22 protein-coding genes are annotated in these 23,719 nt (G+C 57.4%); 14 read left to right on the plus strand and 8 right to left on the minus strand.

The window, feature by feature from the left end:
• Positions 1–72 precede the first annotated feature (72 nt).
• From LHAB_RS02475 to LHAB_RS02490, 4 genes are read right to left on the minus strand one after another with little or no spacing between them, the layout of a single operon-like run.
• Positions 73–936, minus strand: a complete 864-nt coding sequence (locus LHAB_RS02475) for a fumarylacetoacetate hydrolase family protein (RefSeq protein WP_090043769.1) — start codon at positions 934–936, stop codon at positions 73–75.
• Between the two features lie 25 nt (positions 937–961).
• Complete coding sequence (locus LHAB_RS02480; RefSeq protein ID WP_090043770.1) at positions 962–1,720, minus strand: SDR family NAD(P)-dependent oxidoreductase; 759 nt, start codon at positions 1,718–1,720, stop codon at positions 962–964.
• 20 nt (positions 1,721–1,740) lie between these two features.
• The gene (locus LHAB_RS02485; protein ID WP_090043771.1) at positions 1,741–2,490 is read right to left on the minus strand and encodes an SDR family oxidoreductase; all 750 of its coding nucleotides are present in this window, start codon (positions 2,488–2,490) and stop codon (positions 1,741–1,743) included.
• Positions 2,487–3,602, minus strand: coding sequence for a mandelate racemase/muconate lactonizing enzyme family protein (locus tag LHAB_RS02490; RefSeq protein ID WP_090043772.1), 1,116 nt, complete (start codon positions 3,600–3,602; stop codon positions 2,487–2,489). The genes LHAB_RS02485 and LHAB_RS02490 overlap by 4 nt, the downstream gene beginning before the upstream one ends.
• A 252-nt stretch (positions 3,603–3,854) precedes the next feature.
• Between LHAB_RS02490 and LHAB_RS02495 the strand changes: the two genes are divergently transcribed.
• The 8 genes from LHAB_RS02495 (at position 3,855) to manD (ending at position 13,164) form a co-directional block, all read left to right on the plus strand.
• Positions 3,855–4,580: a FadR/GntR family transcriptional regulator gene (locus LHAB_RS02495; RefSeq protein ID WP_090043773.1), complete on the plus strand. Its 726-nt coding sequence runs from the start codon at positions 3,855–3,857 to the stop codon at positions 4,578–4,580.
• Between the two features lie 55 nt (positions 4,581–4,635).
• Positions 4,636–5,625, plus strand: a complete 990-nt coding sequence (locus tag LHAB_RS02500) for a sialic acid TRAP transporter substrate-binding protein SiaP (RefSeq protein ID WP_090043774.1) — start codon at positions 4,636–4,638, stop codon at positions 5,623–5,625.
• 121 nt (positions 5,626–5,746) lie between these two features.
• Positions 5,747–6,322 (plus strand): TRAP transporter small permease, encoded by a 576-nt coding sequence (locus LHAB_RS02505; RefSeq protein ID WP_090043775.1) that lies wholly within the window; start codon positions 5,747–5,749, stop codon positions 6,320–6,322.
• A gap of 24 nt (positions 6,323–6,346) precedes the next feature.
• On the plus strand, positions 6,347–7,741 hold the full coding sequence (locus LHAB_RS02510; RefSeq protein WP_090043776.1) for a TRAP transporter large permease: 1,395 nt from the start codon (positions 6,347–6,349) through the stop codon (positions 7,739–7,741).
• Positions 7,742–7,786: 45 nt separating this feature from the next.
• On the plus strand, positions 7,787–9,316 hold the full coding sequence (locus LHAB_RS02515) for a UxaA family hydrolase (RefSeq protein ID WP_090043777.1): 1,530 nt from the start codon (positions 7,787–7,789) through the stop codon (positions 9,314–9,316).
• 22 nt (positions 9,317–9,338) lie between these two features.
• Positions 9,339–10,391 (plus strand): malate/lactate/ureidoglycolate dehydrogenase, encoded by a 1,053-nt coding sequence (locus LHAB_RS02520; RefSeq protein ID WP_090043778.1) that lies wholly within the window; start codon positions 9,339–9,341, stop codon positions 10,389–10,391.
• Positions 10,392–10,536: 145 nt separating this feature from the next.
• Positions 10,537–11,940, plus strand: a complete 1,404-nt coding sequence (locus LHAB_RS02525) for a mannitol dehydrogenase family protein (RefSeq protein ID WP_090043864.1) — start codon at positions 10,537–10,539, stop codon at positions 11,938–11,940.
• A 3-nt stretch (positions 11,941–11,943) separates the two neighbouring features.
• Positions 11,944–13,164: a D-mannonate dehydratase ManD gene (gene manD / locus LHAB_RS02530; protein WP_090043779.1), complete on the plus strand. Its 1,221-nt coding sequence runs from the start codon at positions 11,944–11,946 to the stop codon at positions 13,162–13,164.
• Positions 13,165–13,321: 157 nt separating this feature from the next.
• Here manD and LHAB_RS02535 read toward each other — a convergent pair whose 3' ends face one another.
• Both LHAB_RS02535 and LHAB_RS02540 read right to left on the minus strand, forming a co-directional pair.
• Positions 13,322–14,575, minus strand: a complete 1,254-nt coding sequence (locus LHAB_RS02535) for a putative Na+/H+ antiporter (protein ID WP_090043780.1) — start codon at positions 14,573–14,575, stop codon at positions 13,322–13,324.
• Between the two features lie 229 nt (positions 14,576–14,804).
• Positions 14,805–15,569 carry a helix-turn-helix domain-containing protein gene (locus LHAB_RS02540; protein WP_090043781.1) on the minus strand — a complete coding sequence of 255 codons (765 nt, stop codon included), beginning with the start codon at positions 15,567–15,569 and terminating at the stop codon, positions 14,805–14,807.
• A 94-nt stretch (positions 15,570–15,663) separates the two neighbouring features.
• On the opposite strand from LHAB_RS02540, the gene LHAB_RS02545 reads away from it, so the two are divergent.
• The 5 genes from LHAB_RS02545 to LHAB_RS02565 are packed head-to-tail and all read left to right on the plus strand — an operon-like array spanning position 15,664 to position 19,191.
• Positions 15,664–16,539 (plus strand): AEC family transporter, encoded by an 876-nt coding sequence (locus LHAB_RS02545; protein WP_090043782.1) that lies wholly within the window; start codon positions 15,664–15,666, stop codon positions 16,537–16,539.
• 32 nt (positions 16,540–16,571) lie between these two features.
• Positions 16,572–17,267 carry a glutathione S-transferase family protein gene (locus LHAB_RS02550; protein ID WP_090043783.1) on the plus strand — a complete coding sequence of 232 codons (696 nt, stop codon included), beginning with the start codon at positions 16,572–16,574 and terminating at the stop codon, positions 17,265–17,267.
• Positions 17,268–17,270: 3 nt separating this feature from the next.
• Positions 17,271–17,969, plus strand: a complete 699-nt coding sequence (locus LHAB_RS02555) for a glutathione S-transferase N-terminal domain-containing protein (RefSeq protein WP_090043784.1) — start codon at positions 17,271–17,273, stop codon at positions 17,967–17,969.
• A 20-nt stretch (positions 17,970–17,989) separates the two neighbouring features.
• Complete coding sequence (locus LHAB_RS02560; RefSeq protein ID WP_090043785.1) at positions 17,990–18,691, plus strand: haloacid dehalogenase type II; 702 nt, start codon at positions 17,990–17,992, stop codon at positions 18,689–18,691.
• A gap of 8 nt (positions 18,692–18,699) precedes the next feature.
• Positions 18,700–19,191 carry a DM13 domain-containing protein gene (locus LHAB_RS02565; RefSeq protein ID WP_090043786.1) on the plus strand — a complete coding sequence of 164 codons (492 nt, stop codon included), beginning with the start codon at positions 18,700–18,702 and terminating at the stop codon, positions 19,189–19,191.
• A gap of 39 nt (positions 19,192–19,230) precedes the next feature.
• On the opposite strand, the gene LHAB_RS02570 is transcribed toward LHAB_RS02565, so the two are convergent.
• Both LHAB_RS02570 and LHAB_RS02575 read right to left on the minus strand, forming a co-directional pair.
• Complete coding sequence (locus LHAB_RS02570; protein WP_090043787.1) at positions 19,231–21,315, minus strand: reductive dehalogenase domain-containing protein; 2,085 nt, start codon at positions 21,313–21,315, stop codon at positions 19,231–19,233.
• 33 nt (positions 21,316–21,348) lie between these two features.
• Positions 21,349–21,885 (minus strand): peroxiredoxin-like family protein, encoded by a 537-nt coding sequence (locus LHAB_RS02575; RefSeq protein WP_090043788.1) that lies wholly within the window; start codon positions 21,883–21,885, stop codon positions 21,349–21,351.
• A 494-nt stretch (positions 21,886–22,379) separates the two neighbouring features.
• Between LHAB_RS02575 and LHAB_RS02585 the strand changes: the two genes are divergently transcribed.
• A complete protein-coding gene (locus LHAB_RS02585; protein WP_090043865.1) occupies positions 22,380–23,669 on the plus strand; it encodes a D-alanyl-D-alanine carboxypeptidase family protein in 1,290 nt (429 codons plus the stop codon).
• The last annotated feature ends 50 nt before the right edge of the window (positions 23,670–23,719 follow it).

Raw genomic sequence — 23,719 nt, forward strand, 5'->3', positions numbered from 1 at the left:
CGCACCGGTGGCAGCCCGAAAGTGCGCCACCCCCGATCACATCGGGGGTGGCGCACGGGCGTCAAAGCAGCATCAGGCTTTGAAGGCCACGACTTTCTGGGTTTGCTCGCCCAAGCCCTCGATGCCCAAGCGCATCACGTCGCCGCGCTTGAGGAACACCGGAGCAGGCTTGCCGTCGACCTTGACGCCCATGCCCACGCCCGGCGGGGTGCCCGTGGTGATGATGTCGCCGGGCTCCAGCGTCATGAATTGGCTGACATAGCTCACCAACTTGGCCACACCAAAGATCATGGTCTTGGTGTTGCCGGTTTGAAAGCGCACGCCGTTCACATCGAGCCACATGCCCAAAGCTTGCGGGTTGGGCACTTCGTCACGCGTGACCAGCCAAGGGCCAACGGGGCCGAAGGTGTCGCAACCCTTGCCCTTGTCCCAGGTGGCGCCGCGCTCGAGCTGGTATTCACGCTCGCTCACGTCATTGACCACGCAGTAGCCGGCCACATGGTTCAAGGCGTCTTTTTGGGAGACATAACGGGTGCGCGTGCCAATCACGATGCCCAGCTCAACCTCCCAGTCGGACTTCTTGGAGCCCTTGGGCAGCATGACGTCGTCGTTCGCACCCTGGATGCAGGAGATGGCTTTGGTGAACACGATCGGCTCGGCCGGGATGGGCATGTTCGACTCGGCCGCATGGTCGGCGTAGTTCAAGCCGATGGCGATGAACTTGCTGGTGTAGGAGATGGGCGTGCCAAAACGCTTTTTGCCGCGCACCAGGGGCAGCTTGTCGGTCTTGACTTTGGCCAACTTGGCCAAGGCCTTGTCGTTGAGCAGCTCAGGCGAGATGTCTTTGACCACAGCGCTCAGGTCGCGCAAGCGGCCTTCGGCGTCGATCAGACCGGGTTTTTCTTTGCCGGGTTGGCCATAGCGAACGAGTTTCATAAATGCCTTTCAGTTTTCAGATGGATCAATAAGTGGAACGGCCGCCCGAGAGGTCAAAGACCGCACCGGTGGAGAAGGAACAGTCTTCGGTGCTCAGCCAGGTCACCATGGCGGCGACTTCTTCGGGCTCGCCAAAGCGGGCCATTGGAATTTTGGAGAGCATGAACTGGATGTGCTCGGGCGTCATTTGATCAAAGATGGCCGTCTTCACAGCCGCCGGGGTGACACAGTTCACGCGCACGCCCGTGTCGGCCAACTCTTTGCCCAAGGATTTGGTCAACCCGATGACGGCTGCCTTGCTGGCACTGTAAGCGCTGGCGTTGGGGTTGCCGTCCTTGCCCGCCACCGAGGCGATGTTGACGATGCGCCCATAGTTGCGGGCCTTCATGTGGGCGCTCAGTTCGCGGCAGCAATGAAACAGGCCGTGCACGTTCACGTCGAACACCTGCTTCCAGGCGTCAACAGGGTAGTCCCAGACCTTCACGTTGGGGCCGGTGATGCCCGCACTGTTGACCAGCACATCCACCCCCGCCAGTGCGGTGGTTTGGGCTGTGGCATGGACCACCGAAGCGTGATCGGCCACGTCCACCTGCACTGTGTTGACCACTGCGCCCAGTTGCCCTTGACGCAGCTGCTCGGCGGCTTTGGCCATGCCCACCACATCCCGGTCCCAGATCGTGACGCGTGCGCCCGAGGACAGCATGCGCTGCGCAATGGCAAAACCCAAACCGGTTGCGCCTCCGGTGATGACCGCGTGGCGGCCTTTCATGTCCAACAAGTTCATGTGTGTGTCTTTCAGAAAAATCAAATGGTCATGCCACCGTCGACCATGTAGGCATTGCCTGTGGCGAAGATGGATTCGTCGGAAGCGAGGAAGGTGACGATGGGTGCGATCTCGTGCGCCTGGGCCAAACGGCCCATGGGTTGGCGGTTGATGAAGTCTTGTCGGGCCTGTACCGGGTCGGCATAGCTGTTGATGCGGTCTTGCAGCGAAGGGGTGTCCACGGTGCCGGGGCAGATGCAGTTGCACCGAATGCCTTTGCGCACATAGTCGGCCGCCACGCTTTTGGTCAGGCCAATCACGGCCGCTTTGCTCGCACCGTAGATGAAACGGTTGGGCAGGCCGCGAACGCTGGAGCACACGCTGGCCATGTTGATGATGCTGCCGCCCTGCCCGTTTTTTTCGAACTGCGCCAGCATTTTGGGGATGGCCGCCTGGATCATCCAGAACTGCGATCGTACGTTCAGGTTGAAGGCAAATTCCCAATCGTCGTCGGTGGCCAATTCGATGTTGCCGTTGTGCACAAAGCCCGCGCAGTTGAAGATGATGTCGATGCGCGGCAAGCTGGCCACTTGGGCGGCAATGGCCTTCTTGTCGAGCACGTTCAGCACGGCGGTGTGCACATTGGCCACGCCTTGGTACGCCTTGAGCAGCTCGGCATTCACATCGGTGGCATAGACTGTTGCGCCCTCGGCCGCCATGGCCAATGCAGCCGCCTGGCCAATGCCTTGTCCGGCGGCAGTGACCAGTGCGATTTTTCCTTTGAGTCTCATGGTGCTTTTATCTCCAGTTGGGTGATCTGTCTTGCAGCGATGGCGGCCCAGTCCCAGGCGATGCCCAGACCTGAGGCGTCAGGCGGATGAGCAAAACCGTCCTGCACTTTCATGCGCGAAGTGGTGATGTCGTCGAGTTGCGGGATGTATTCCACCCAAGTGGCGTTGGGCACGGCAGCGCACAGGCTCACATGCAACTCCATCAAAAAGTGCGGGCACACCGCCACGTCAAAGGTTTCGGCCAGGTGCGCGGTCTTGATCCAGGGTGTGATGCCGCCAATGCGGGCCACATCGGGCTGCACGATCGAGCAGGCGCCTTGCTCCAGGTATTCGCGAAACTGCATCGGGTGGTACATGGACTCGCCCACCGCCACAGGAATGGTGGTGTGCTCGCGCAACTGGCGGTGGCCCGACACATCTTCGGCAGGCATGGGTTCTTCCATCCAGGCCAAGCCCAAGCCGTCAAATGCCCGCGCACGGCGCACGGCCTCGGCCCGGTTGAAGCCCTGGTTCGCATCGGTCATCAGCTCAAAGCCCGGCCCCACTGCGTCCCGCACGGCGCTCAGCCGCGCCACGTCTTCGCTCACATGCGGGCGGCCGATCTTGATCTTGGCGCCTTTGAAACCTTGGGCTTGCGCCTCCAGCGTCTGGTCCACCAGCGCCTCGGGCGACAAATGCAACCAACCGCCTTCGGTGGTGTACAGCGGCACACGCGCTTGGGCCCCGCCCAGCAACTGCCAAAGCGGCAGGCCCTGGCTTTGCGCACGCCAATCCCACAAGGCCGTGTCCACGCAAGCCAGCGCCAGGCTGGTCATGGCGCCCACAGCCGTGGCATGGGTGTGAAAAAACAAATCCTTCCAGATGGCCTCGACCATCACCGGGTTGCGTCCGACCAAACGTGGGGCCAGGTGGTCCTTGAGCAAGGCGATCACCGAAGAGCCGCCGGTGCCAATGGTGTAGGCATAGCCCGTGGCTGCGATGCCATCACTGCAGTGCAGCGTGAGCAAGATCGTTTCTTGCGTCACAAAGGACTGGATGGCGTCGGTGCGCAAGACCTTGGGCGGCAAATTCACTTGCCGAATGCTCACGCGCTCAATGGTGACGGGGCTCATGTGGGACAACAGAGATGGTGACAAAAACAGGTGCGGCAGGATCTGGTGAGGCAGGAACAGCCGCCGACAGCGACACCCACAGTCACAAGGGTTTCAAGGCTTTGCAGCATGAGACATCTCTAACGCGCCGTGCGTCGTTTGCGTGACAGCTGTCGTGCGGGTTTGTGCGGAGTTGCAAGGGCCATTGAACATGTGATGATTCTGCAACTGGTCTGACCACTTGTCCAATTCACGTTATCCCTGATCACCCCCATGCCCTTGCAAACCGTGGCCCCGCAGCGCCTTTACCGCCAGATTGCCGAACAAGTTCGGCAACTGATGGCGTCGGGCGAGTTTGCGCTGGGTTCGCGACTGCCAGCCGAACGCGACCTGGCCCTGCAACTGGGCGTGAGCCGACCTTCGGTGCGCGAAGCCCTGATTGCGCTGGAAGTCGAGGGCATGATCGAGGTGCGCACAGGCTCTGGCATTTATGTGCGGCACACCGCAGCGGCCAAGCCCACAGCCCATGCCGAGCTGGATGACGACACCCCCGCCAACTGGGGACCTCTGGAAGTCATGAGCGCCCGGATTCTGGTCGAGGCCGAAGTGGCGGCCCTGGCCGCCGCCAACGCACAAAAGGGCGACCTCAAAGCCATCAAAAGCGGGCTGCAACAAATGAAGCTCGAAGCCGCTCGAGATGAAATCCCGCGCCAGGGCGATGAAGCCTTTCACGAAGCCATTGCCCAGGCCTGCGGCAACAGTGTTCTGCTGGACACGGTGCAGCGCTACTGGATGGCCCGCAACGGCCCTTTGTTTGAACGGCTGGGGGATTACTTCGAACACCCTGACTCATGGCAAACCGCCATTGCAGAACACCAGGAAGTGATGCACGCTATCGAGGCACGTGACAGCAGCGCGGCCCGTAAAGCCATGCAAAAGCACCTGAAGCAAGCCCACAAAAGATACAGCGCGAGCTGGCGCCGCGCACCCGCCCGCTAGGGTGATTTTCTGTTCCCGCGTCAGCAATTTTTTTAAAACCCGAGAGGAGACAACGATGAGCAAACGATTCGCACTGAAGACCTTGGCCGCATTGGGCGCCTTGGCCATGGGCACCCTGCTGATGAGCACTGGTGCTCAGGCCCAGCAAAAACTCAAGTGGGCCCACGTCTACGAGACTTCTGAGCCCTACCACACCGAATCGGTGTGGGCGGCCGATGAAATCAAAAAGCGCAGCAATGGCAAGTTCGACATCCAGGTCTTCCCGGCCTCCACCTTGGGCAAGGAAACCGACATCAACCAGGGCCTGACTCTGGGCACAGTGGACATGATCATCAGCGGCCCCTCCTTTGCCGCCCGTACATACCCCCGCTTTGGCATCGCCTACTACCCCTTCATCTTCCGCGATGGTGACCACCTGATCGCTTATTCCAAAAGCCCTGTGTTCCAGGAGATGGTCAGTGAGTTCCGCGCCAAAACCGGCATCCAGGTCACGGCCTATACCTACTACGGTGCACGCCACACCACCGCGCAAAAAGCCTTCACCAACTGTGCTGGCATGAAGGGCATCAAAATCCGTGTGCCCGATGTGCCTGCTTACCGCGCCACGCCTGAAGCCTGCGGCGCCAACCCCACGCCCATTGCTTTTGCCGAGGTGTACCTGGCCCTGCAAAACGGGACCGTGGAAGCCCAAGAGAACCCTTTGACCACGATCGAGGCCAAGAAGTTCTTTGAAGTGCAAAAGGCCATCATGCTCACCGGGCACATCGTCGACGGCCTGACCACCCAGATCGCCCCGCATGTGTGGAACAAGTTGAGCGATGCCGAGAAAAAACTGTTCACCGACGTGACACAAGAAGCTGCTGTGCGCGCAACTGCCAAGATCAAGGCGCGTGAGGCTGAGTTGGTGGACGAGTTCAAGAAAAAAGGTCTGCAGATCGTGCAGGTGGACCGCAAGTCATTCCAAGATGCTGTGCTGAAAAACAAGCCCCTCACAGGCATGGGTTTCACTCAGTCTGACTTCGACAAGATTCAAGCGGCCAAATAAGGCGCTCTTTTCAGGTGGGGTGCTTCACGCACCCTCCTGAAAATTTGACCCAGCACGCAGGCCGAACATGGCAAGTTCGGTCTGCGCCAGATGGGCCAACTCTCGAACCCAAGGACATCCCATGAGCAACCTTCCCGACCTCGACGCCATGCCCAAAGTCATGGGCGACGATGGCCAGTTTCACGCGACCGATGAGGATGTCGATCTGTCGGGCACGCCCATCGAAGCCTGGGTGGCTTTGGCCTTCTTCTGGGCCTTGGGCCTGACGGTTTTTTACCAATTTTTCACGCGCTACGTGATGAACAACTCGGCCTCGTGGACCGAAGAGATTGCGCGTTATTTGCTCATTGCCACCGTGTTCACGGGGGCCACGATTGGTGTGGCGAAAAACAACCACATCCAGGTGGACTTCTTCTTTCGCTTCATGCCCGACTGGATGGGTCGCTTGATGGGCACTGTGGTCGATGTGATGCGCATCGCCTTCTTTGCGGCCGCCACCTTCCTCACGGGCCAGATGATGGAAAAACTGGGCAGCTACAAGATGACCATCATCGACTTGCCCATGAACCTCGTTTATGGCGTGGTCATGGCCGGCTTCGCCGCCATGTGCTTGCGCGCCATGTGGGTGGCCAAGGTGCATTGGCAGCGCGGCTACACCGTGCTGCAACGCCCCGAATCCGAAATGACCGACCGCTGAAATCGCCCACCTGAAAGTGTTCCCATGCTGAAAATCATTTTTCTCTTTCTCATGAGTGGCGGGATCCCGGTGGCCATTGCCATGGCGGGCGCGTCTTTGATTTACATCTTGTTTACCCAAAGTTCACCGCCCTTTGTGGTCATCCACCGCATGGTCTCGGGCATCGACAGTTTTCCGCTGCTGGCCGTGCCCTTCTTCATTCTGGCCGGCAACCTGATGAACAACGCGGGCATCACCAACCGCATCTACAACTACGCACTGGCCTTGGTGGGCTGGCTCAAAGGGGGCTTGGGTCACGTCAACGTGGTCGGCTCGGTGGTGTTTGCGGGCATGAGCGGCACGGCCATTGCCGATGCGGCAGGCCTGGGCACCATCGAGATCAAAGCCATGAAAGACCATGGCTACAGCACCGAATTTGCCGTGGGCGTCACCGCCGCTTCGGCCACATTGGGCCCCATCATCCCGCCCAGCTTGCCCTTTGTGATCTACGGCATGATGGCCAACGTCTCGGTGGGTGCGCTGTTCCTCGCGGGCATCTTGCCCGGTATTTTCATGGCCCTGCTCATGATGCTCACGGTGGCCTATTTCGCGCACAAAAACGGCTGGGGCGCCGATGTGAAATTCGAATGGCCCAAGGTCATCAAGGCCCTGGCCGAAACCGCGGTGGTGGTGGGCTGGCCCCTGGCGATTTGGTGGCTGGTCACGGCCATGGGCACGCCGCCTCAACTCACGGTGTTTGTGGCCCTGATCGTTTTGTTCGCCGCCGACAAGTTTTTCGACTTCCAAGCCGTGTTGCCCATCATGACCCCCGTGATCTTGATTGGCGGCATGACCACCGGCGTGTTCACCCCCACCGAAGGCGCCATTGCGGCTTGCGTTTGGGCGATTGCCTTAGGCTTCTTCTGGTACCGCACGCTCAACTTCAAGATGTTCGTGAAGATCTGCCTGGACACGGTAGAGACCACCGCCACCGTGCTGTTCATCGTGGCCGCTGCCAGCATCTTCGGCTGGATGCTCACCGCCACAGGCGTGACCACCGCCATCTCCGCTTGGGTGTTGGGCTTCACCCAAGAACCTTGGGTATTTTTGCTGCTGGCCAACGCGCTCATGCTGTTTGTGGGCTGCTTCCTCGAGCCCACCGCCGCCATCACCATCCTGGTGCCGATTCTGGTGCCGATTTGCCAGCAGTTGGGCATTGACCTGGTGCACTTCGGTCTGATCATGGTGCTCAACCTCATGATCGGTTTGCTGCACCCGCCCATGGGCATGGTGCTGTTTGTGTTGGCGAGGGTGGCCAAGCTCAGTGTGGAGCGCACCACCATGGCCATCTTGCCCTGGCTGTTCCCCTTGCTGGGCAGCCTGGCGGTCATCACCTATATGCCCAGCCTGGTGCTGTGGTTGCCCAAGCAGTTTTATTGACCCCTCGGAGCTGATGTTCAGCCCCGTTTTGAAGCAACGTTCAACATGTCCAATCTCTTCATCCGCCTGCACCCGTCTGACGACGTGGTCATCGCCCGCAGCCAACTCATGAGCGGCAGCGCCGTCGAAGGTGTGCCCGTGCGCGGCCTGATCCCGCCGGGCCACAAGGTCGCCACACGCGCCATCGCTGTGGGCGAGCCGGTGCGCCGCTACAACCAGATCATTGGTTTTGCGCACCAGCCCATCGCGCCGGGCGAGCATGTGCACACGCACAACCTGAACATGGGCGCCGAAAAAGGCAACTTCGAGCGCGACTACGCCATCGGGCAAGACGTGAAGCCTGAACCTGCCCGCCAGCAGGCGACCTTCATGGGCTACAAGCGCTCTGATGGCCGCGTGGCGACGCGCAATTACATCGGCGTGTTGTCGAGCGTGAATTGCTCGGCCACTGCGGCACGCGCTATTGCCGACCATTTCTCTAAACGCAACAACCCAGCTGCGCTGGCCAACTTTCCCAATGTGGATGGTGTGGTGGCCCTGACCCACGGCACCGGCTGCGGCATGGACACCGAAGGGCTGGGCATCCAACTGCTCGAGCGCACACTCGCCGGTTACGCCACGCACGCCAACTTCTGGGGCGTGGTGGTGGTGGGTTTGGGCTGCGAAGCCAACCAGCTCAGCACCTGGCTGGCGCACAGCAGCCTGCGCGTGGGTGAAACGCTCAAGGTCTTCAACATCCAGGACTCGGGCGGCACGCGCCTGACGGTCGAAAAAGGGATTGCCTTGATCGAAGAGATGTTGCCCCGCGCCAACGCGATCCAGCGCGAGCCTTGCAGCGCCGAGCACATCACGGTGGGCCTGCAGTGCGGCGGCTCCGATGGTTATTCGGGCATCAGCGCCAACCCCGCACTGGGCGTGGCGGTGGACTTGTTGGTGCAGCATGGCGGCACCGCCATCCTGAGCGAAACCCCCGAAATTTACGGCGCCGAGCATTTGCTCACCCGCCGCGCGGTCAAGCCAGAGGTGGCGCACAAACTGATCGAGCGCATCCGCTGGTGGGAAAACTACACCGCCATCAACGGCGGCGAGATGAACAACAACCCCTCCCCCGGCAACAAGGCCGGCGGCCTGACCACCATCTTGGAAAAATCTTTGGGCGCAGTGGCCAAAGGCGGCACGAGCAACCTGCAGGCGGTCTACGAATACGCCGAGCCGGTAACCGCCAAAGGCTTTGTCTACATGGACACGCCCGGTTACGACCCGGTCAGTGCCACAGGCCAAGTGGCGGGCGGGGCCAACCTGATTTGCTTCACCACTGGCCGCGGCAGCGCTTACGGCTGCGCGCCCTCACCCAGCCTGAAGTTCTCGACCAACACCGCCTTGTGGAAAAAGCAGGAAGAGGACATGGACCTGAACTGCGGCGAGATCGTGGACGGCGGCGTGAGCATCGCCGACATGGGTCAGCGCATCTTCGAGATGATTCTGGCTGCGGCTTCGGGCGAGCCCACCAAGAGCGAGCGCCACGGCTACGGTCAAAACGAATTCGTGCCTTGGCAAGTCGGCGCGGTGATGTGAACCCACACCTTGAAAGAACCCCATGAGCCAACGCATCCAAGCCGCTGAACTGCGCGCCAAAGTCGCACGCATCATTGAACAAGCGGGCAGCGCCCCAGCGGAGGCCGCGCAGGTGGCCGACAACCTGGTCATGGCCAATCTGAGCGGACACGACTCGCACGGTGTGGGCATGGTGCCGCGCTATGTGGACGCCGTGCTCGAAGGGGGCCTGAGTCCCAACACGGGCGTCAAGGTGCTGCTCGACACCGGGCCCCTTTTGAACCTGGACGGTCAGCGCGGCTACGGCCAAATCACCGGTGTGCAGGCGATGCACATGGGCATTGAACGCGCCAAGCAGCATGGGGTGTGCACTGTGGCGCTCAGCCGCTCACACCACCTGGGCCGCATCGGCCACTTTGCCGAAATGGCCGTGGCCCAAGGCCTGGTGTCGGTGCATTTTGTGAACGTGCTCTCGCGCCCCGTGGTCGCGCCCTTTGGCGGAGGCGACGGCCGCTTTGGCACCAACCCCTGCTGCATCGGCGTGCCCATGGGCAGCCGCGCCCCCTTTGTGCTCGACTTTGCCACCAGCCGCGTGGCGCAAGGCAAGATGCGCGTGGCCCACAACAAAGGCGAACAAGTGCCCCCCGGCTATTTGATCGACGAACACGGCCACCCCACCACCGACCCCGGCGTGGTGGTGGTGCCGCAGTCCAACGGCTTGTATGGCGCACTCATGACCTTTGGCGACCACAAAGGCTTTGGCATGGCTGTCGCCTGCGAACTGTTGGGCGGTGCCCTCACGGGCAGCGGCACCTGGCACCGCGAAGCCGACCACCAACGCGCCGTGCTCAACGGCATGCTGACGATGCTGATCGACCCGGTGCGCTTGGGCACGCAAGCCATGTTCGAGCAAGAAGCCCTAGCCTTCGACGATTGGCTGCGCCAAAGCCCCGATGCTCCGGGCAGCGACGGCGTGCAGATGGCGGGCGAACCCGAACGCGCCGCCCGTGCCGAGCGTGAAAAAACTGGCATCTGGATCGACGACAACACCTGGGCGGAGATCGAAGCCTCAGAGAAAAAACTGCTGGGGCGTTGAGCCGTGATGGATCGAGGCCTCCTGCGCCAGCGCCCATCCTGTGAGCGATGGGGCCAATGGCGGCCCACATGGCATCGCGTGTGGCACGCCCATCACGCCCAGAAAGCGCGCCCCCCACACCCTGAAGACCCATCCCGCTGACACCATGCACCTCTCGGCCCTCACCCTGGCATCGTTGCCCGCTGACATCCACACCCCCACCTACGACCGGCGCCGACACGCCCCAGGCGTGGTGCACCTGGGATTGGGTGCTTTTCACCGGGCCCACCAGGCCATGGTGTTTGACCAGTTGTTGGCCTCTGGCGACACGCGCTGGGGGATCCACGGCGTGGGCATGACGCGACCCGATTTGGTGAACCAGCTGCGTGCACAAGACGGCCTGTATGCCGTTCGTGTGGCCGATGGTCAAGGGCTGAAGTGGCAAGTGCCCGGTGCCTTGTGGCGCATGAGTGTGGCCACCACCGAGCGCGAAGCGGTGGTGCAGGCCATTGCTGCGCCCGCCACACGCTGGGTCACACTCACCGTCACAGAAAAAGGCTACACCCCGGCGCTGGGGCAGCTGCTGCTGGATGGCCTGCGTCTGCGCCAGCAAGCGGGCTTGCCGGGCATCACCGTCGCCTCCTGCGACAACCTGCAAGGCAACGGCCACAAGCTGCAGGCCTTGGTCAAGGCCAGCGCCTTGCCCGATGACAGCAGTGTGTTGCATTGGCTCGATGCCCATTGCGCCTTTCCGTGCAGCATGGTCGACCGCATCGTGCCCGCGGCCACCGCCGAAGTGCTGGCCGCTGCCAGCCAAGCGCTGGGCCTGCGCGACGATGCGGCGCTGAGCACCGAAGGCTTTTGGGAATGGGTGATCGAAGACCGCTTGGCCGACCCGGCCGACGCGGCCCTGCTGCAAAGCGCGGGCGTGCGTGTGACAGCCGATGTGCACAGCTACGAAGAAACCAAGCTGCGCATGCTCAACGGCAGCCACACGGCCATGGCGCTCATGGGCGCCATCACCGGTCGGCCCTTCATTGCCAGCTGCATTGGCGTGTCGCACATCCAGGCCTTTGTGCACCGCCTGATGGGCCAAGAAGTTGCCCCGCACCTGAGCCGAACCGACTGGCGCGAGTACCGCGACGCTCTGATCGCGCGCTTTGGCAACCCCTATCTGAAGCACAGCGTGCACCAAATCGCCACCGACAGCTCGCAAAAGATTCCACAGCGCTGGCCGCCCTCGGTGCTGGGCCAGATCGAGTGCGGTGCAGGGTTTGAACACCATGCACTGGCTGCGGCGGTGTTCGTGCGCTACACCCTGGCCGAGGACGAAAACGGTCAGGCCTACACCCTGAACGACCCACAAGCCACGAGCCTCATGGCCTTGGGCGCCGCCCAACGCACCGAGCCCGAAGCCTGTGTGCGGGCGCTGCTGTCCCGCGAAGACCTGTGGGGCAAGCGCTTGCCTGCCCACGCCGCATGGATCGCCCGCGTGGTGCATTGGCACCAACAGATTTTGCAAGGCGGTGTGGACGCCACGGTGCAAGCCCTTGTGCAAGAGAAGTCCTGAGCCATGAAAATCACCGCCGCCCGCGTCATCGTCTGCAGCCCCGGCCGCAACTTTGTCACCCTCAAGATCGAGACCGACCAGGGCGTCACCGGCATCGGCGACGCCACACTGAATGGGCGTGAGCTGGCGGTGGTCAGCTACCTCGAAGACCATGTCATCCCTTGCCTGATCGGGCGCGACCCGCAGCAGATCGAAGACATCTGGCAATACCTGTACAAAGGCGCTTACTGGCGGCGCGGCCCCGTGACCATGACCGCCATTGCCGCGGTGGACACGGCGCTGTGGGACATCAAGGCCAAGATGGCGGGCATGCCGCTGTACCAGTTGCTCGGCGGGCGCAGCCGCACGGGCGTCATGGTCTACGGCCACGCCAACGGCCGCGACACCGCCGAGACGGTCGACGAGGTTTTGCGACACAAGGAAGAAGGCTACATGGCCATCCGCGCCCAAAGCGGCGTGCCGGGCCTGAACAAGGTCTATGGCGTGAATGGTGCGAACAGTGCCAACCGCATGTACGAACCCGCCGACGGCACCTTGCCCAGCGAGCACGACTGGAGCACCGAAAAGTATTTGCGCCACACCCCCGGCCTGTTTGAAGCCGTGCGCGAAGCCGTGGGGCCTGACATCCATTTGCTGCACGACGTGCACCACCGCCTCACGCCCATCGAAGCGGGCCAGTTGGGCAAGGCGCTCGAGCCCATGCGCCTGTTCTGGATGGAGGACCCCACCCCCGCCGAAAACCAGGACGCCTTCCAGTGGATACGCCACCACACCACCACGCCCATTGCGGTGGGCGAGATTTTCAACAGCATTTGGGACTGCAAAACGCTGATCGAAAAACAGCTGATCGACTACATCCGCACCACCGTGGTCCACGCGGGCGGCATCACGCACTTGCGGCGCATCGCCGACCTGGCGAGCCTCTACCAGGTGCGCACCGGCTGCCACGGCGCAACCGATTTGTCACCTGTGTGCATGGGCGCGGCCCTGCACTTTGACACCTGGGTGCCCAACTTTGGTGTGCAGGAATTCATGCCACACAGCGAAGAAATGCTGTCGGTTTTTCCTCACGACTACCGTTTTGAGCGCGGCCTGATGCACTGCGGCGAATCCCCCGGGCACGGGGTGGACATCGACGAGCAACTGGCCGCCAAGTACCCCTACCAAAGGGCCTACCTGCCAGTGAACCGGCTGCAGCACGATGGGACGCTTTGGAATTGGTGAGGTACTGGTGAATTAGATGAGCGGCTTTGCAGCGGTTGCAGACATTGAACGTCGCAAGCTGAACTGCAGCTTCAAGCCACAAAGAGTCATTCATACGGACGCATCCAAAAATATCTTTATCAGCCCAAAGGTTCGAGGGGATTTAGATTCACCCAAATCACAGAAGCCTGAATGCCATTGCCGCCACCATCGTTGGAGGAATTGCTGCCAATAACAATTTACCCGCGCTGACAACGCCCTCGTCAAACTTGCCTTTTAGAATCGCAACGCCAGCCGGGTTGGGGGCATTGGCTATCACGGTCAGGCCACCACCGGTCACGGCGCCCGCAACGATGGCCACCTTGAATTCATCACTCAAACCTGGAACCAGAGAAGCCAAATAGGTCAGTGCTGCATTGTCCGTGATGGCAGTCAGCACAGTGGCTCCATAAAACACTTCGTCGGCGCTCAGACCCATGAGCAGCGGCTGAAGCCACCATGACTGCTGGCCACCCAGAACAACCAGGCCTGCGAGGAAAAAGGCTACTAACAAGGCTTCCCGAAGTATCAGCCTATCTTGATGCACGGCATAGGCACTGGCGTACCCAATGAAAAACAGCAGCAAGCCCATGAACACCACCGGGTGGTGCGCGAAAAGTACTATGCCAAGCAAAAAAGCCAAGTGAATTGCCACCATGATGGGGGGGACAGCCATTCGAGCAACTGCGGGCTCCCCAAGGCCAAGCAGTTCCCGTCTCATTAAAAGTGTCAGCAGGACAGCATTGACAAGGACTGCAATTGCAGCCTTCCAGCCGAAGGTCTGGAGCATGAAACTCAGATCCCATTGCCACGTGGAAGCAACCATCAACACTGGCGGCGCAGCAAAAGGCGTCAAAGTTCCACCAATCGAAATATTGACGAACAGTACCCCCAAAGTGGCGTACTTCAATCGCTCGCTAACTCGCGCGGAGAACACAGAGTCGCGCAGCATGAGCGCTGCAAGCGTCATGGCTGCAGGCTCTGTGATTAAAGAGCCCAGCAATGGCACCACCGAAAGCAGGAGAAAGTAGTTGACCATCGCCGTAGGCAAAGGTGCTAGGCGTGCAATCTGCTGGACCAACACGCCGCAAGCTTGCAGGATCGGTCTTGTGCCTGCTACCACCATGATGGCAAAGACAAAGAGCGGCTCAGTGAAATTGCGCGAATCGAGGTATTCAAGGGTTTGCACCTTACCAGCCAAGGCAAACATGGCTATGGCCAGTACCATTGCCCATAAGCCAAAAACCACCTCGACTTCCCCAAGTAGGTGCCAGATGCCTGCATGACGCGGTTGTGCGTGTGCCAGGTGTTCAAAGTACTTGGTACTGAAGGTGTGAAGGACTGCCAGCGCGAAAATGCCAACTGCGATCCAAGGCAGGAGTGGGTGGTTCATCAATGGGTCTCCAACGGCTTAAGCCGTGCAGTGAGGCGGCCCGACCTTCACCCAACCTGATGCATGAACATACATGCACCACCCATTCAAATGCTATCACGCAAGAAGACTCTTAGTCCCTACCAATGATTTATGCACTTTCGTAATGACGGAATTTAAATGCCTGATGATCACCATATTTTGCTTCGCACAAAAGCAAACAGCACGTAACACGATGCCAATTTGCTATCTAAGAACTGCGACCCAGAGCCCTAGACAAAGTCGATGGGCTGGAATAACCAGTTCGCGTGGCAATTTGTTTCAATCCGATGCCTGTCTGAACCAATTGCCGGGCAATCGCTAACCTCAAGTTTTCTAAATACTTTCCTGGTGTCACATGCATCATGTCTTTGAAATTATTTGCAAATGATGTTCGCGACATGCCAGCCAAATTAGCCAAACCTTCCAAAGTCCAAGGATGCGCAGGCTTGGAATGCATCGCTACCAAACTTCTGGCAATTCGCGGGTCTGACAAGGCCTGAAACAGCCCAGAGGATTGTTGTGGTCGAGACGTCAGGTGACGCATCAAACTGACCAACAAAATATCCCCAGCTCTGTTGATGAAGAAGGGTTGTCCACAACGACTGGTCTGCATTTCACTCGCAATCAACGTCACGACTTGTAAAAGTGATGGATCAGCATCTTTCATAACGATTGAAATTGGCTGAGATATCTCTACCAAGAAGCTTTGTCCCATGGGCCCATCAAAAACAACATCAAAGCTCATCAGGCATTGCTGATCGACTCCAAGAAGCATCTCAAGCGTGAATGTTGTCGGGCAAACCAACAATGACAAGGCCTCTGGCTGAATACCCGAGAAGCTATCTGTTGCGTGTTCAGAAGTCCCCATCTTGATGATGTGCAACGAAAACCCGTTTGGCTTGGTTGTCAATGTGACTTTAGGACTAAGGCCTTCCAATAAGGCGGTGAGTCGATCTAGACGAGGAGCGTCCATTTTGTACGATTTGCAAATTTATATGTACATATTGTTGCACCAAGTGCAGCATACTGCAACGGACTCCAGCTTTTTACTCACCGAGTGAGGGTTCATGTTTTCAAAAATTGCAGCCATCACACTCCCCATCTTTACGTTGGTACTGGTCGGATTTCTTTACAGCCGACGGGTTAAGCCAGACCTTGGGGGTGCCAACAAACTGATCGTCGATATCGCACTTCCCGTGTTGATATTTATTTCTCTGTCTGCCAAATCGTTCGATCCGATAGCTGCCTTGTCATTCACTGGAGCATCCATCGTATTGATTTTTCTGAGCGGGTTGATCGCCTGGCCGTTGGCAAAATTCTCAGGTGCAACGTCGCAAGCGTTTTTGCCCTGTGCCATGTTCACCAATGTTGGCCCGATTGGCATCCCCTTGATCGCCTTAGCCTACGGACCAGAGGGAATGGCAACAGCTGTGGTTTTGCTGGTGATCTCCAACGTTTTGCATTTCACGCTTGGCGCAGGCGTCATGAGCGGCAAAGTGGACTGGCGAATGGTTTATGCCAACCCATTGGTTTGGGCGACGGTGCTGGGTGTGGCCAGTTCTCGAATGCAGTTGGTTTTACCTGATTGGGTACAAACGTCATGCACCATGATTGGTAGTGTGTTGGTTCCAATGATGCTGATGTCACTCGGGGCAAGACTTGCAAGCAGTCAAGTTGCAGATGCGTGGGTAGGTGTCCAGTCAAGCGTGTTGATTTTGGTCGTCAGACTCGCCGCAGTGTTTTTGGTCCTTTGGTTGATCCCCTTGCAAGGCCTAGAGCGCGGGGCTTTGATTTTGTTTGCCTGCTTGCCACCCGCAGTCTTTAATTTCATGCTCGCAGACAAATTTCAGGTGGCGCCTAACAAAGTGGCATCCACCGTCATCGTTGGGCATTTGTTGAGTTTGGCTTTCCTGCCACTCGGCATTTGGCTCGCTTTCGTTTAGTTTTCTTTATCCCTCAGTAAAAGGCATCAGACATGATCAAGTTCTATTTCCATCCCTCACCCAATCCTTTGAAGATTGCGTTGTACTTGGAAGAAACGGGCGAGCCCTATGAGCTCATTCCCGTGGACACGCGCAAAGGTGAACAGCATTCAGATGCCTTCAAGGTCATCAATCCCAATTCGAAAACACCAGCCATGCTGGACGACGATGTTCGCGTTTTCGACAGCAATGCCATGTTGCTTTATTTGGCTGAGAAGATCGGTAAGTTCGTCCCCGCAGACACCCCGAAGAACAAAGCTGAGATGTATTCATGGTTGATGTTTGTCGCCACGGGCATCGGCCCTTACTGCGGCCAAGCTGTTCACTTCAAACATTTCGCGCCAGAGCCCAAAGAATATGCCGTGAATCGCTATGACTTTGAAGCCTGGCGTCATTGGCTTCTGATCAATGACCACCTGGCAAATCAGCCTTACATGATGGGCAATGAGTACACCATTGTGGACATGTCGGTTTGGGGCTGGGCTCGCGTCGTACCCTTTGTTTTAGGCGCTGATGCTTGGGAAAAACTGCCGCATGTCAAACGATTGCTTGATGAAATCAACGCGCGACCAGCGGCTCAGCGTGCAGAAGCATTGAAAACCAAGTTTGCATTCAAGACCGAAATGGATGAAGACGCCCGTAAAAAGCTTTTCCCATCTAACGAGCGCCTCAAAGCCTCTGGAGTGTGACGCATGATTGAGTTTTATTACTGGACCACGCCAAACGGCCATAAGGTCACGATGTTCTTGGAAGAGTCAGGACTGGACTACGACATCACACCCATCAACATCAGCAAAGGCGAACAATTTGCGCCTGCTTTTTTGAAGATTGCACCCAACAATCGGATACCGGCAATTCTTGATCACGCACCAGCAGGTGGCGGCGAACCCATTGGCATTTTTGAATCGGGTGCCATTCTTTTGTACTTGGCAGACAAGACGAAAAAATTCATCCCTCAAGACTTACGTGGTCGAAATGAATGCCTGCAATGGTTGTTTTGGCAAATGGGTGGCTTGGGCCCCATGGCAGGTCAAAACCATCACTTTGTCCAATACGCACCAGAGCAACTGCCCTATGCCATCGATCGTTATGTCAAAGAGACGTCACGCTTGTATGGTGTGCTGAATAAACATCTGTCCGATGGCCGTGAATACATTTGCGGTGACTACTCCATTGCTGACATGGCTTCCTATCCATGGGTTGTCCCACACGAACGGCAGCGACAGGACATGAGCCAGTTTCCCTATCTAACGTCGTGGTTTGAACGGATTGGAAATCGTCCAGCAACCCAAAAGGCCTATGACATCGCCAAGTCAATCAATACAGCGCCGACGGTGGACCAAAATGCAAAGTCCATTTTGTTTGGTCAAGATGCAAAGACTGTCGTTTGATACCCACCTAGGAAAGTTGCATGTCCATAAAAGCGGTTGTTTTTGATGCCTACGGGACCTTGTTTGATGTTTACTCCATCCAAGTATTGGCTGAAGAGCTTTACCCGAGCCATGGCGCTGACATTGCATTGAAGTGGCGCGATAAACAAATTGAGTACACAAGATTGATTACGCAGTCAGATCCACACAACGGATCCGGCAGTCAATACTTCCGCCCGTTTTGGGAACTGACGCGCTTGTCGTTGGAGTACACGTTAGACCGACTGAAACTGAACCGTGCATTCGGGCAGGTTGAAAAACTGATGCAGCAATATGCGCACCTGACTCCATTTTCTGAAAATCTGGCGGTCCTACAAACGATCAAAGCAAAAGGCCTCCCCACTGCCATCCTCTCCAACGGCAGTCTAGACATGCTGACTGCCGCAGTTAAGAGCGCCGGGATGGAAAATGTCTTAGACCATGTCATCTCAGTCGATCCGATACGCCTTTTCAAGACCTCGCCGGAAAGCTATGGACTTGTTCAAAAAAATATTCCTGTTAGCAAAGATGAAGTTCTGTTTGTATCCAGCAATGCTTGGGATGCATTGGGAGCTACTTGGTTTGGTTTCACAACGCACTGGGTCAATCGGCAGGGCTTGCCGTTTGAAGCTTTGACACCCCGCCCTCATTACTCAGGGCCGGATCTCAAGTCTGTCCTGCACTCGCTGAAGTTCATTGATTGATCATTGCCATGAAATTTCAACTGCTTTTAAGTTTCACACTACTCTGCACAGTGCCAAATGCACATGCGCAGCTGCTGGATGCAATTCGCGGTCACGCTCAGGACATTAGGGTGCGATTTGCTGATCATCAAAAGATTGAAGGTGAACTCATCAAACGTGGGCAGATTGACAAAACAGCAAAGGGTCAGGACTTGATACACAACAGCTCTGGTGAGTGGTCTGTTATCAAAGTAGGAAATCAATTATTTTTGCAATCCAGCGAGAACTTCAGATCCAGCCCAGGCCCCGACTACCATGTTTACATCAGCAGCAAGCCTGCGATCAAAGACAACGACGAATTTAGCACTCAGCAAATTGAAGTGAGCCGCCTGAAAAAGCCCAACGGTGCGGCTTTTTACCTCTTAACAACGCAAAACCCAGATGACTTGAGCAGTATGCTGATTTGGTGCAAGCAGTTCAAAGAGTACATTGGATCGGCTGACTTCAAACCTGCGAAATAGGCAAGTTATGCGGGGCGACAAGCCTTACGTCTGGCGGCATTATTTCTTTCTCTTCCTGGCCTGACTGGGTTTTTCGGCATGGGCATAAGCATCAAGCCCAGCTTCACGGTCCAGTGGCACCGTGGTTGCAATGGTGGTCTCTGTACGCGGTTGCAGATGTGGTGGGAAAAATGCCAACTTTTGATTTTTAGCGAGTTTATTTGTTCGCTCCAAATCCAAATCACGCTCGTTCACACCGCTGGGTGAAACACAAACACCGTTGACGATTTCCAAGTCAAACCACCATCTCTTGACCGAATTGCGCATGCCTGCGCCGATTTGATCGTCGTAATCAATGAGCGCTCTTCTGGCACTGGGCACCTTGATTGAAAGCTCAAGGAGTCGAGACGATTCAACAAGGTCTTCTCTGTTGTAGGGACAAGTTTTCATGCAACGCCCACAGGCCGAACCCTTCATGTTCGTTAAGCGGTACTTGCCACATTTCTCAACATCGGGTTTCCATATTTCGTAGCCGTTGAACATCACCTTGGGGCCAAAAGGTATGGCATTGCATGGGCACTCGCGTGCGCATTTCAGGCACATGTTGCAAACAGATTGCAATCCAAAATCAATGGGCTGATCAAACGCCAAGGGCAAGTCGGTGGTCAACAAAACGCTTTTTGAACGAGGCCCGATGAATGGATTTAAAACCAACTCACCAATGCGAGACAGTTCGCCGAGACCGGCCAACAAGGTGGCTGGAATGTGCAGTACATCCGATTCTGCGTTGGTGTGCGCTCGGGAAGAAAAACCCAGGCGACGTAAGTGTGCGCCCATGACACCCGCTATAAAAGCGCCACGCATGTAGCTGCGCATGGACTGCGCACCAGAAATCCAATCGTCCCCCGATGCGCCTTCCATGGTCTCAAAGCCTTGGTCAAGCAACATGACAATGCAGTGCTTGTGACTGGGCTCAATGGGTTTGCCATGCTGTGCTTCATGCGAATAAAACATCCAGGGCTCTGCTTCACAAATGCCGACCAAATCAGCGCCCAAAAAATACGCCAAGGCTTTGATGGACTCTGCATTTTTTTGGGCATCCGACAACGCCCCACTTGTATCTGCAGGCACAAGCCGCTCGTATGTTCCCTGCAGTGGCACCATGTTGCGTATCAAGGGCGTCATCGCAAACGCCAGGGGATGTTTGATCGCAAAGCGCATGCGCTGCACCTTGGCTTTTTCACCTAAATCACCTGCCAATGCGCGCGTGAACAAATCGGCCCGTTTGCTGTTGCGAATAATCTCGTCGCGCAGAATCAGCGTGGTGGGCTCTGGCACCCGTTTCAATGATTCCATGGGGTATCGCCCCAAATGCAGAGGACGCAGTTCGGCTTCCGATTCAGCCCAACCCGGGCGAGTTCCCTGCTTGCCCATGTAAGCGTCGGAGTCTGGCCAATCCAAGGAGGCATCAGTCGCGATGGGGAGATCGATCGCTAAAGGCAAATCGGTGCTGACAGCGGCTATTGCAAAGCCACGCTGCAGAAAAGGCATCTTGAGAACGCCACCCTCAGAACGAGCAATACCAGCGCGTTGTGCCAATGCTTCAAGGTTTAAATGCGTGTTGCCTGTGACATGGCCGCGGGCGTTGTAGCCCAAGGCTCGAAGATATCCGGCCAGCACAACAGCCACTTCCGTGGCGCGTGCATCGGTTCTGGCTTTGTTGCTGCCATGAATCCATGCCGCACCTGGCTCATTTGATTTGGGTTCACGGCTGAATTCAACGAGAAAAATCAAAGCATGGGTGTGTTTCTGGGGCGATTCAGGCGACCCATCCGAGGCATCAATGGCGCACACACCCGCCAGGGTTGCATCTAAAAAATAAGCGCACGCTTTGAGGTTTTTACTTCGAAGACTTAAATCATCTGGCAGCGGTGCACGGGCAATGGCGGTCTCGCCGTCCAGATACTTTTCAAATAAGGCTTGATAAGCGGACAAGGCCTCGTTGATCGAATTCGGACCCGCAGGATTTTTGTCCTTGGGTGATGCGGCTGGGTGTTCTGGCGCATGGGCATCACGCGCAAGCAATTCTGTGGGCAAATCGCCCATGTCAAAGTGTCGAGACCGATTTGAAAATAAACGTGTCATGAATCACCGATCTATCGAATGATCCATGCAGTTTTACACAGCCCCGGTGTATTCACCACGCGCAGGATAGTTTTTAGCCAAAGCAAAATCAATCGCGCCTAACAGATCCGCAAAATTGGGACGTGCAAACGGCATGGTTTGAACGGCGCCGTAATAGAGCGTGGTGTCTGGTCGCACAATGTAGACCGCTGGCTCCGAAAATAAGGCGGGCTCTTCAATGCCAATCGAAGTTAAGCCCCGTGAAGTGCTGATGTACAAACCCCATTGCCTTGCGACATTGAGCTCCAAACCATAGCCCATCCGCAGCCCAGGGGCGTTGATTTTGTCAGCCATTTGGTCTGTACGCTCTTTGGTGTCGCTAGACAAAGCGATCACTTTGACGCCGCGTTTTTCAAATTCGGGCACCAAGCGCGACAACTCCAACAGGTACTTCATGCAAATTGGGCAGTGAAGACCACGGTAAAAAACCAGCAATGTGAAATGATCCGCACCGTCAGCACTCAGATCAAAAGTGCCGTGATTCAAGGTTGGAACCGTGAGCGCTGGAGTTGCTTGGCGGGGGATGAGCATGGAAAACCTTGTAGGGGTCAATTGTGACTTTGTATTCTCACCCATCGAAAGCAACGATTAGGACGAAAAAATTTGCTTTAAGTACAAATATGATGATTCTTGAAGCTTTGTTTTTCAATACATTTGATCGAGACAGATGAGCCGTCCCGTGACCTGACAAGGCTCCACACTTTGAGAAGCTGAAGACCTCAACAAGCATTCACTATTTTCTGAGCTTCATGTCACAAATTCATTTCGCAACCAACGATCATGTTGGATTGAGCAGCTCGGTTGGGGTCCTTCAATGACCATGACTTTATGGCTGCGCTCAGCCTCATCCGCCATTGCCGTTCAAAACCCGCAACCATCTCCGCATCCACATCCATGAACCTCTTCGCCTTTTCGCTGAACGAGGGCTGACCGGCAGGTCCACCAAGCATGGCCTCGCCCAAGTGCCCTTGGCGCCAAAAAACGGGCGCTAATCCGCGACAATCAAGGCCATGACCTTGAACACCATGCATACCCAAAATTTTTCTCTCCTGTCTATCGCCCTCGCCATCGCCGTGGGCTCCCTGCTTCCTGGCACTGGCGCTGTTGCAGCTCCAGCCCACAAAGCCAAAACAAGCACGGCACCCAAAAGCACCGCCAAAGCCAAGGCAAGCAAACCCAAAGCTGCCAAAAAGGCGGCAACGTCGGCCAATGCCTTGCCCCCATTGGAGGCGCAAGTGGCCTTGGCCCCCAACCCACCGGCGCTGCCGGCCAAGGCCTGGCTGCTGATGGACTTTGACTCGGGCGAGGTGCTGGCTTCGGCCAACGCGGACGAGGCCCTGCCGCCAGCCTCGCTCACCAAGATGATGACCAGCTACATCGTCGAGCAGGCGCTTCGCTCGGGCAAGCTCAAGCAAAGCGATCTGGTCACCGTGAGTGAAAACGCTTGGTGCCGGGGCACCAGCGCCGAGTCGTGCATGTATCTGCCGCTGAACAGCCAAGCCACGGTGATCGACCTCTTGCGCGGCATCATCATCCAGTCGGGCAACGACGCGTCCAAGGCAATTGCCGAACACATGGCCGGATCCGAAGCGGGTTTTGCCAAGCTCATGAACGCCGAAGCCCAGCGCTTGGGCATGACGCACACGACCTTCGTGAACCCCACCGGCCTGCCTGATCCAGCGCACAAGTCGTCTGCAAGGGATCTGGCCATTTTGGCGCGCGCCATCATCCGCGACGGCGCTGAGTATTACCCGCTCTACGCCGAGCGTGACTTCAAATACAACGGCATCAAACAGGGCAACCGCAACGCCCTGCTCTACACCGACCCCACCGTGGATGGCCTCAAAACCGGCCATACGGCAGAGGCTGGCTATTGTCTGGTGACGTCATCCAAGCGCAATGACACACGCCTGATCTCGGTCATTCTCAACACGCACAGCGCCCAGGCACGGGCCGACCAGACCCGCACGCTGCTCGGCTGGGGTTTTGGCAGCTTCGAAAAGGTCACCCCATTTGCGGTCAACGCGGTGGTTGAGACGGCCAAGGTCAGCTTTGGCCAAGCCGACACCGTGGCCGCGGGTCTGGGCACGCCATGGATGCTGACGGTTCCACGCGGCACGGCAGTGCAAACCGCGGTGCAGCTCAAGCCCGGGCTGGAAGCCCCCATCGCCAAGGGCGCAGTGATCGGCAAGGTGGTGGCGACATCGAATGGCAAACCCGTAGGCGAAGCCCCGCTGGTAGCGCAGGCCGACGTGGAACGCTCAGGATGGTTGCTGTTGGCCTGGCAGCATGTGCGCAAGTGGATCGGCCAATAAACCGACCCAACAAGTGGGTCGAGGTACCGCACACTGAGGGCGGCCTGCCA

Source organism: Limnohabitans sp. 2KL-27, from assembly GCF_001269345.1.
In the GTDB taxonomy this organism is placed as follows: domain Bacteria; phylum Pseudomonadota; class Gammaproteobacteria; order Burkholderiales; family Burkholderiaceae_C; genus Limnohabitans_A.

Coding starts and splice junctions, on each gene's coding strand:
- LHAB_RS02475 (WP_090043769.1), bottom strand. CDS start 936: ATGAAACTCGTTCGCTATGGCCAACCCGGCAAAGAAAAACCCGGTCTG.
- LHAB_RS02480 (WP_090043770.1), bottom strand. CDS start 1,720: ATGAACTTGTTGGACATGAAAGGCCGCCACGCGGTCATCACCGGAGGC.
- LHAB_RS02485 (WP_090043771.1), bottom strand. CDS start 2,490: ATGAGACTCAAAGGAAAAATCGCACTGGTCACTGCCGCCGGACAAGGC.
- LHAB_RS02490 (WP_090043772.1), bottom strand. CDS start 3,602: ATGAGCCCCGTCACCATTGAGCGCGTGAGCATTCGGCAAGTGAATTTG.
- LHAB_RS02495 (WP_090043773.1), top strand. CDS start 3,855: ATGCCCTTGCAAACCGTGGCCCCGCAGCGCCTTTACCGCCAGATTGCC.
- LHAB_RS02500 (WP_090043774.1), top strand. CDS start 4,636: ATGAGCAAACGATTCGCACTGAAGACCTTGGCCGCATTGGGCGCCTTG.
- LHAB_RS02505 (WP_090043775.1), top strand. CDS start 5,747: ATGAGCAACCTTCCCGACCTCGACGCCATGCCCAAAGTCATGGGCGAC.
- LHAB_RS02510 (WP_090043776.1), top strand. CDS start 6,347: ATGCTGAAAATCATTTTTCTCTTTCTCATGAGTGGCGGGATCCCGGTG.
- LHAB_RS02515 (WP_090043777.1), top strand. CDS start 7,787: ATGTCCAATCTCTTCATCCGCCTGCACCCGTCTGACGACGTGGTCATC.
- LHAB_RS02520 (WP_090043778.1), top strand. CDS start 9,339: ATGAGCCAACGCATCCAAGCCGCTGAACTGCGCGCCAAAGTCGCACGC.
- LHAB_RS02525 (WP_090043864.1), top strand. CDS start 10,537: ATGCACCTCTCGGCCCTCACCCTGGCATCGTTGCCCGCTGACATCCAC.
- manD (WP_090043779.1), top strand. CDS start 11,944: ATGAAAATCACCGCCGCCCGCGTCATCGTCTGCAGCCCCGGCCGCAAC.
- LHAB_RS02535 (WP_090043780.1), bottom strand. CDS start 14,575: ATGAACCACCCACTCCTGCCTTGGATCGCAGTTGGCATTTTCGCGCTG.
- LHAB_RS02540 (WP_090043781.1), bottom strand. CDS start 15,569: ATGGACGCTCCTCGTCTAGATCGACTCACCGCCTTATTGGAAGGCCTT.
- LHAB_RS02545 (WP_090043782.1), top strand. CDS start 15,664: ATGTTTTCAAAAATTGCAGCCATCACACTCCCCATCTTTACGTTGGTA.
- LHAB_RS02550 (WP_090043783.1), top strand. CDS start 16,572: ATGATCAAGTTCTATTTCCATCCCTCACCCAATCCTTTGAAGATTGCG.
- LHAB_RS02555 (WP_090043784.1), top strand. CDS start 17,271: ATGATTGAGTTTTATTACTGGACCACGCCAAACGGCCATAAGGTCACG.
- LHAB_RS02560 (WP_090043785.1), top strand. CDS start 17,990: ATGTCCATAAAAGCGGTTGTTTTTGATGCCTACGGGACCTTGTTTGAT.
- LHAB_RS02565 (WP_090043786.1), top strand. CDS start 18,700: ATGAAATTTCAACTGCTTTTAAGTTTCACACTACTCTGCACAGTGCCA.
- LHAB_RS02570 (WP_090043787.1), bottom strand. CDS start 21,315: ATGACACGTTTATTTTCAAATCGGTCTCGACACTTTGACATGGGCGAT.
- LHAB_RS02575 (WP_090043788.1), bottom strand. CDS start 21,885: ATGCTCATCCCCCGCCAAGCAACTCCAGCGCTCACGGTTCCAACCTTG.
- LHAB_RS02585 (WP_090043865.1), top strand. CDS start 22,380: ATGCATACCCAAAATTTTTCTCTCCTGTCTATCGCCCTCGCCATCGCC.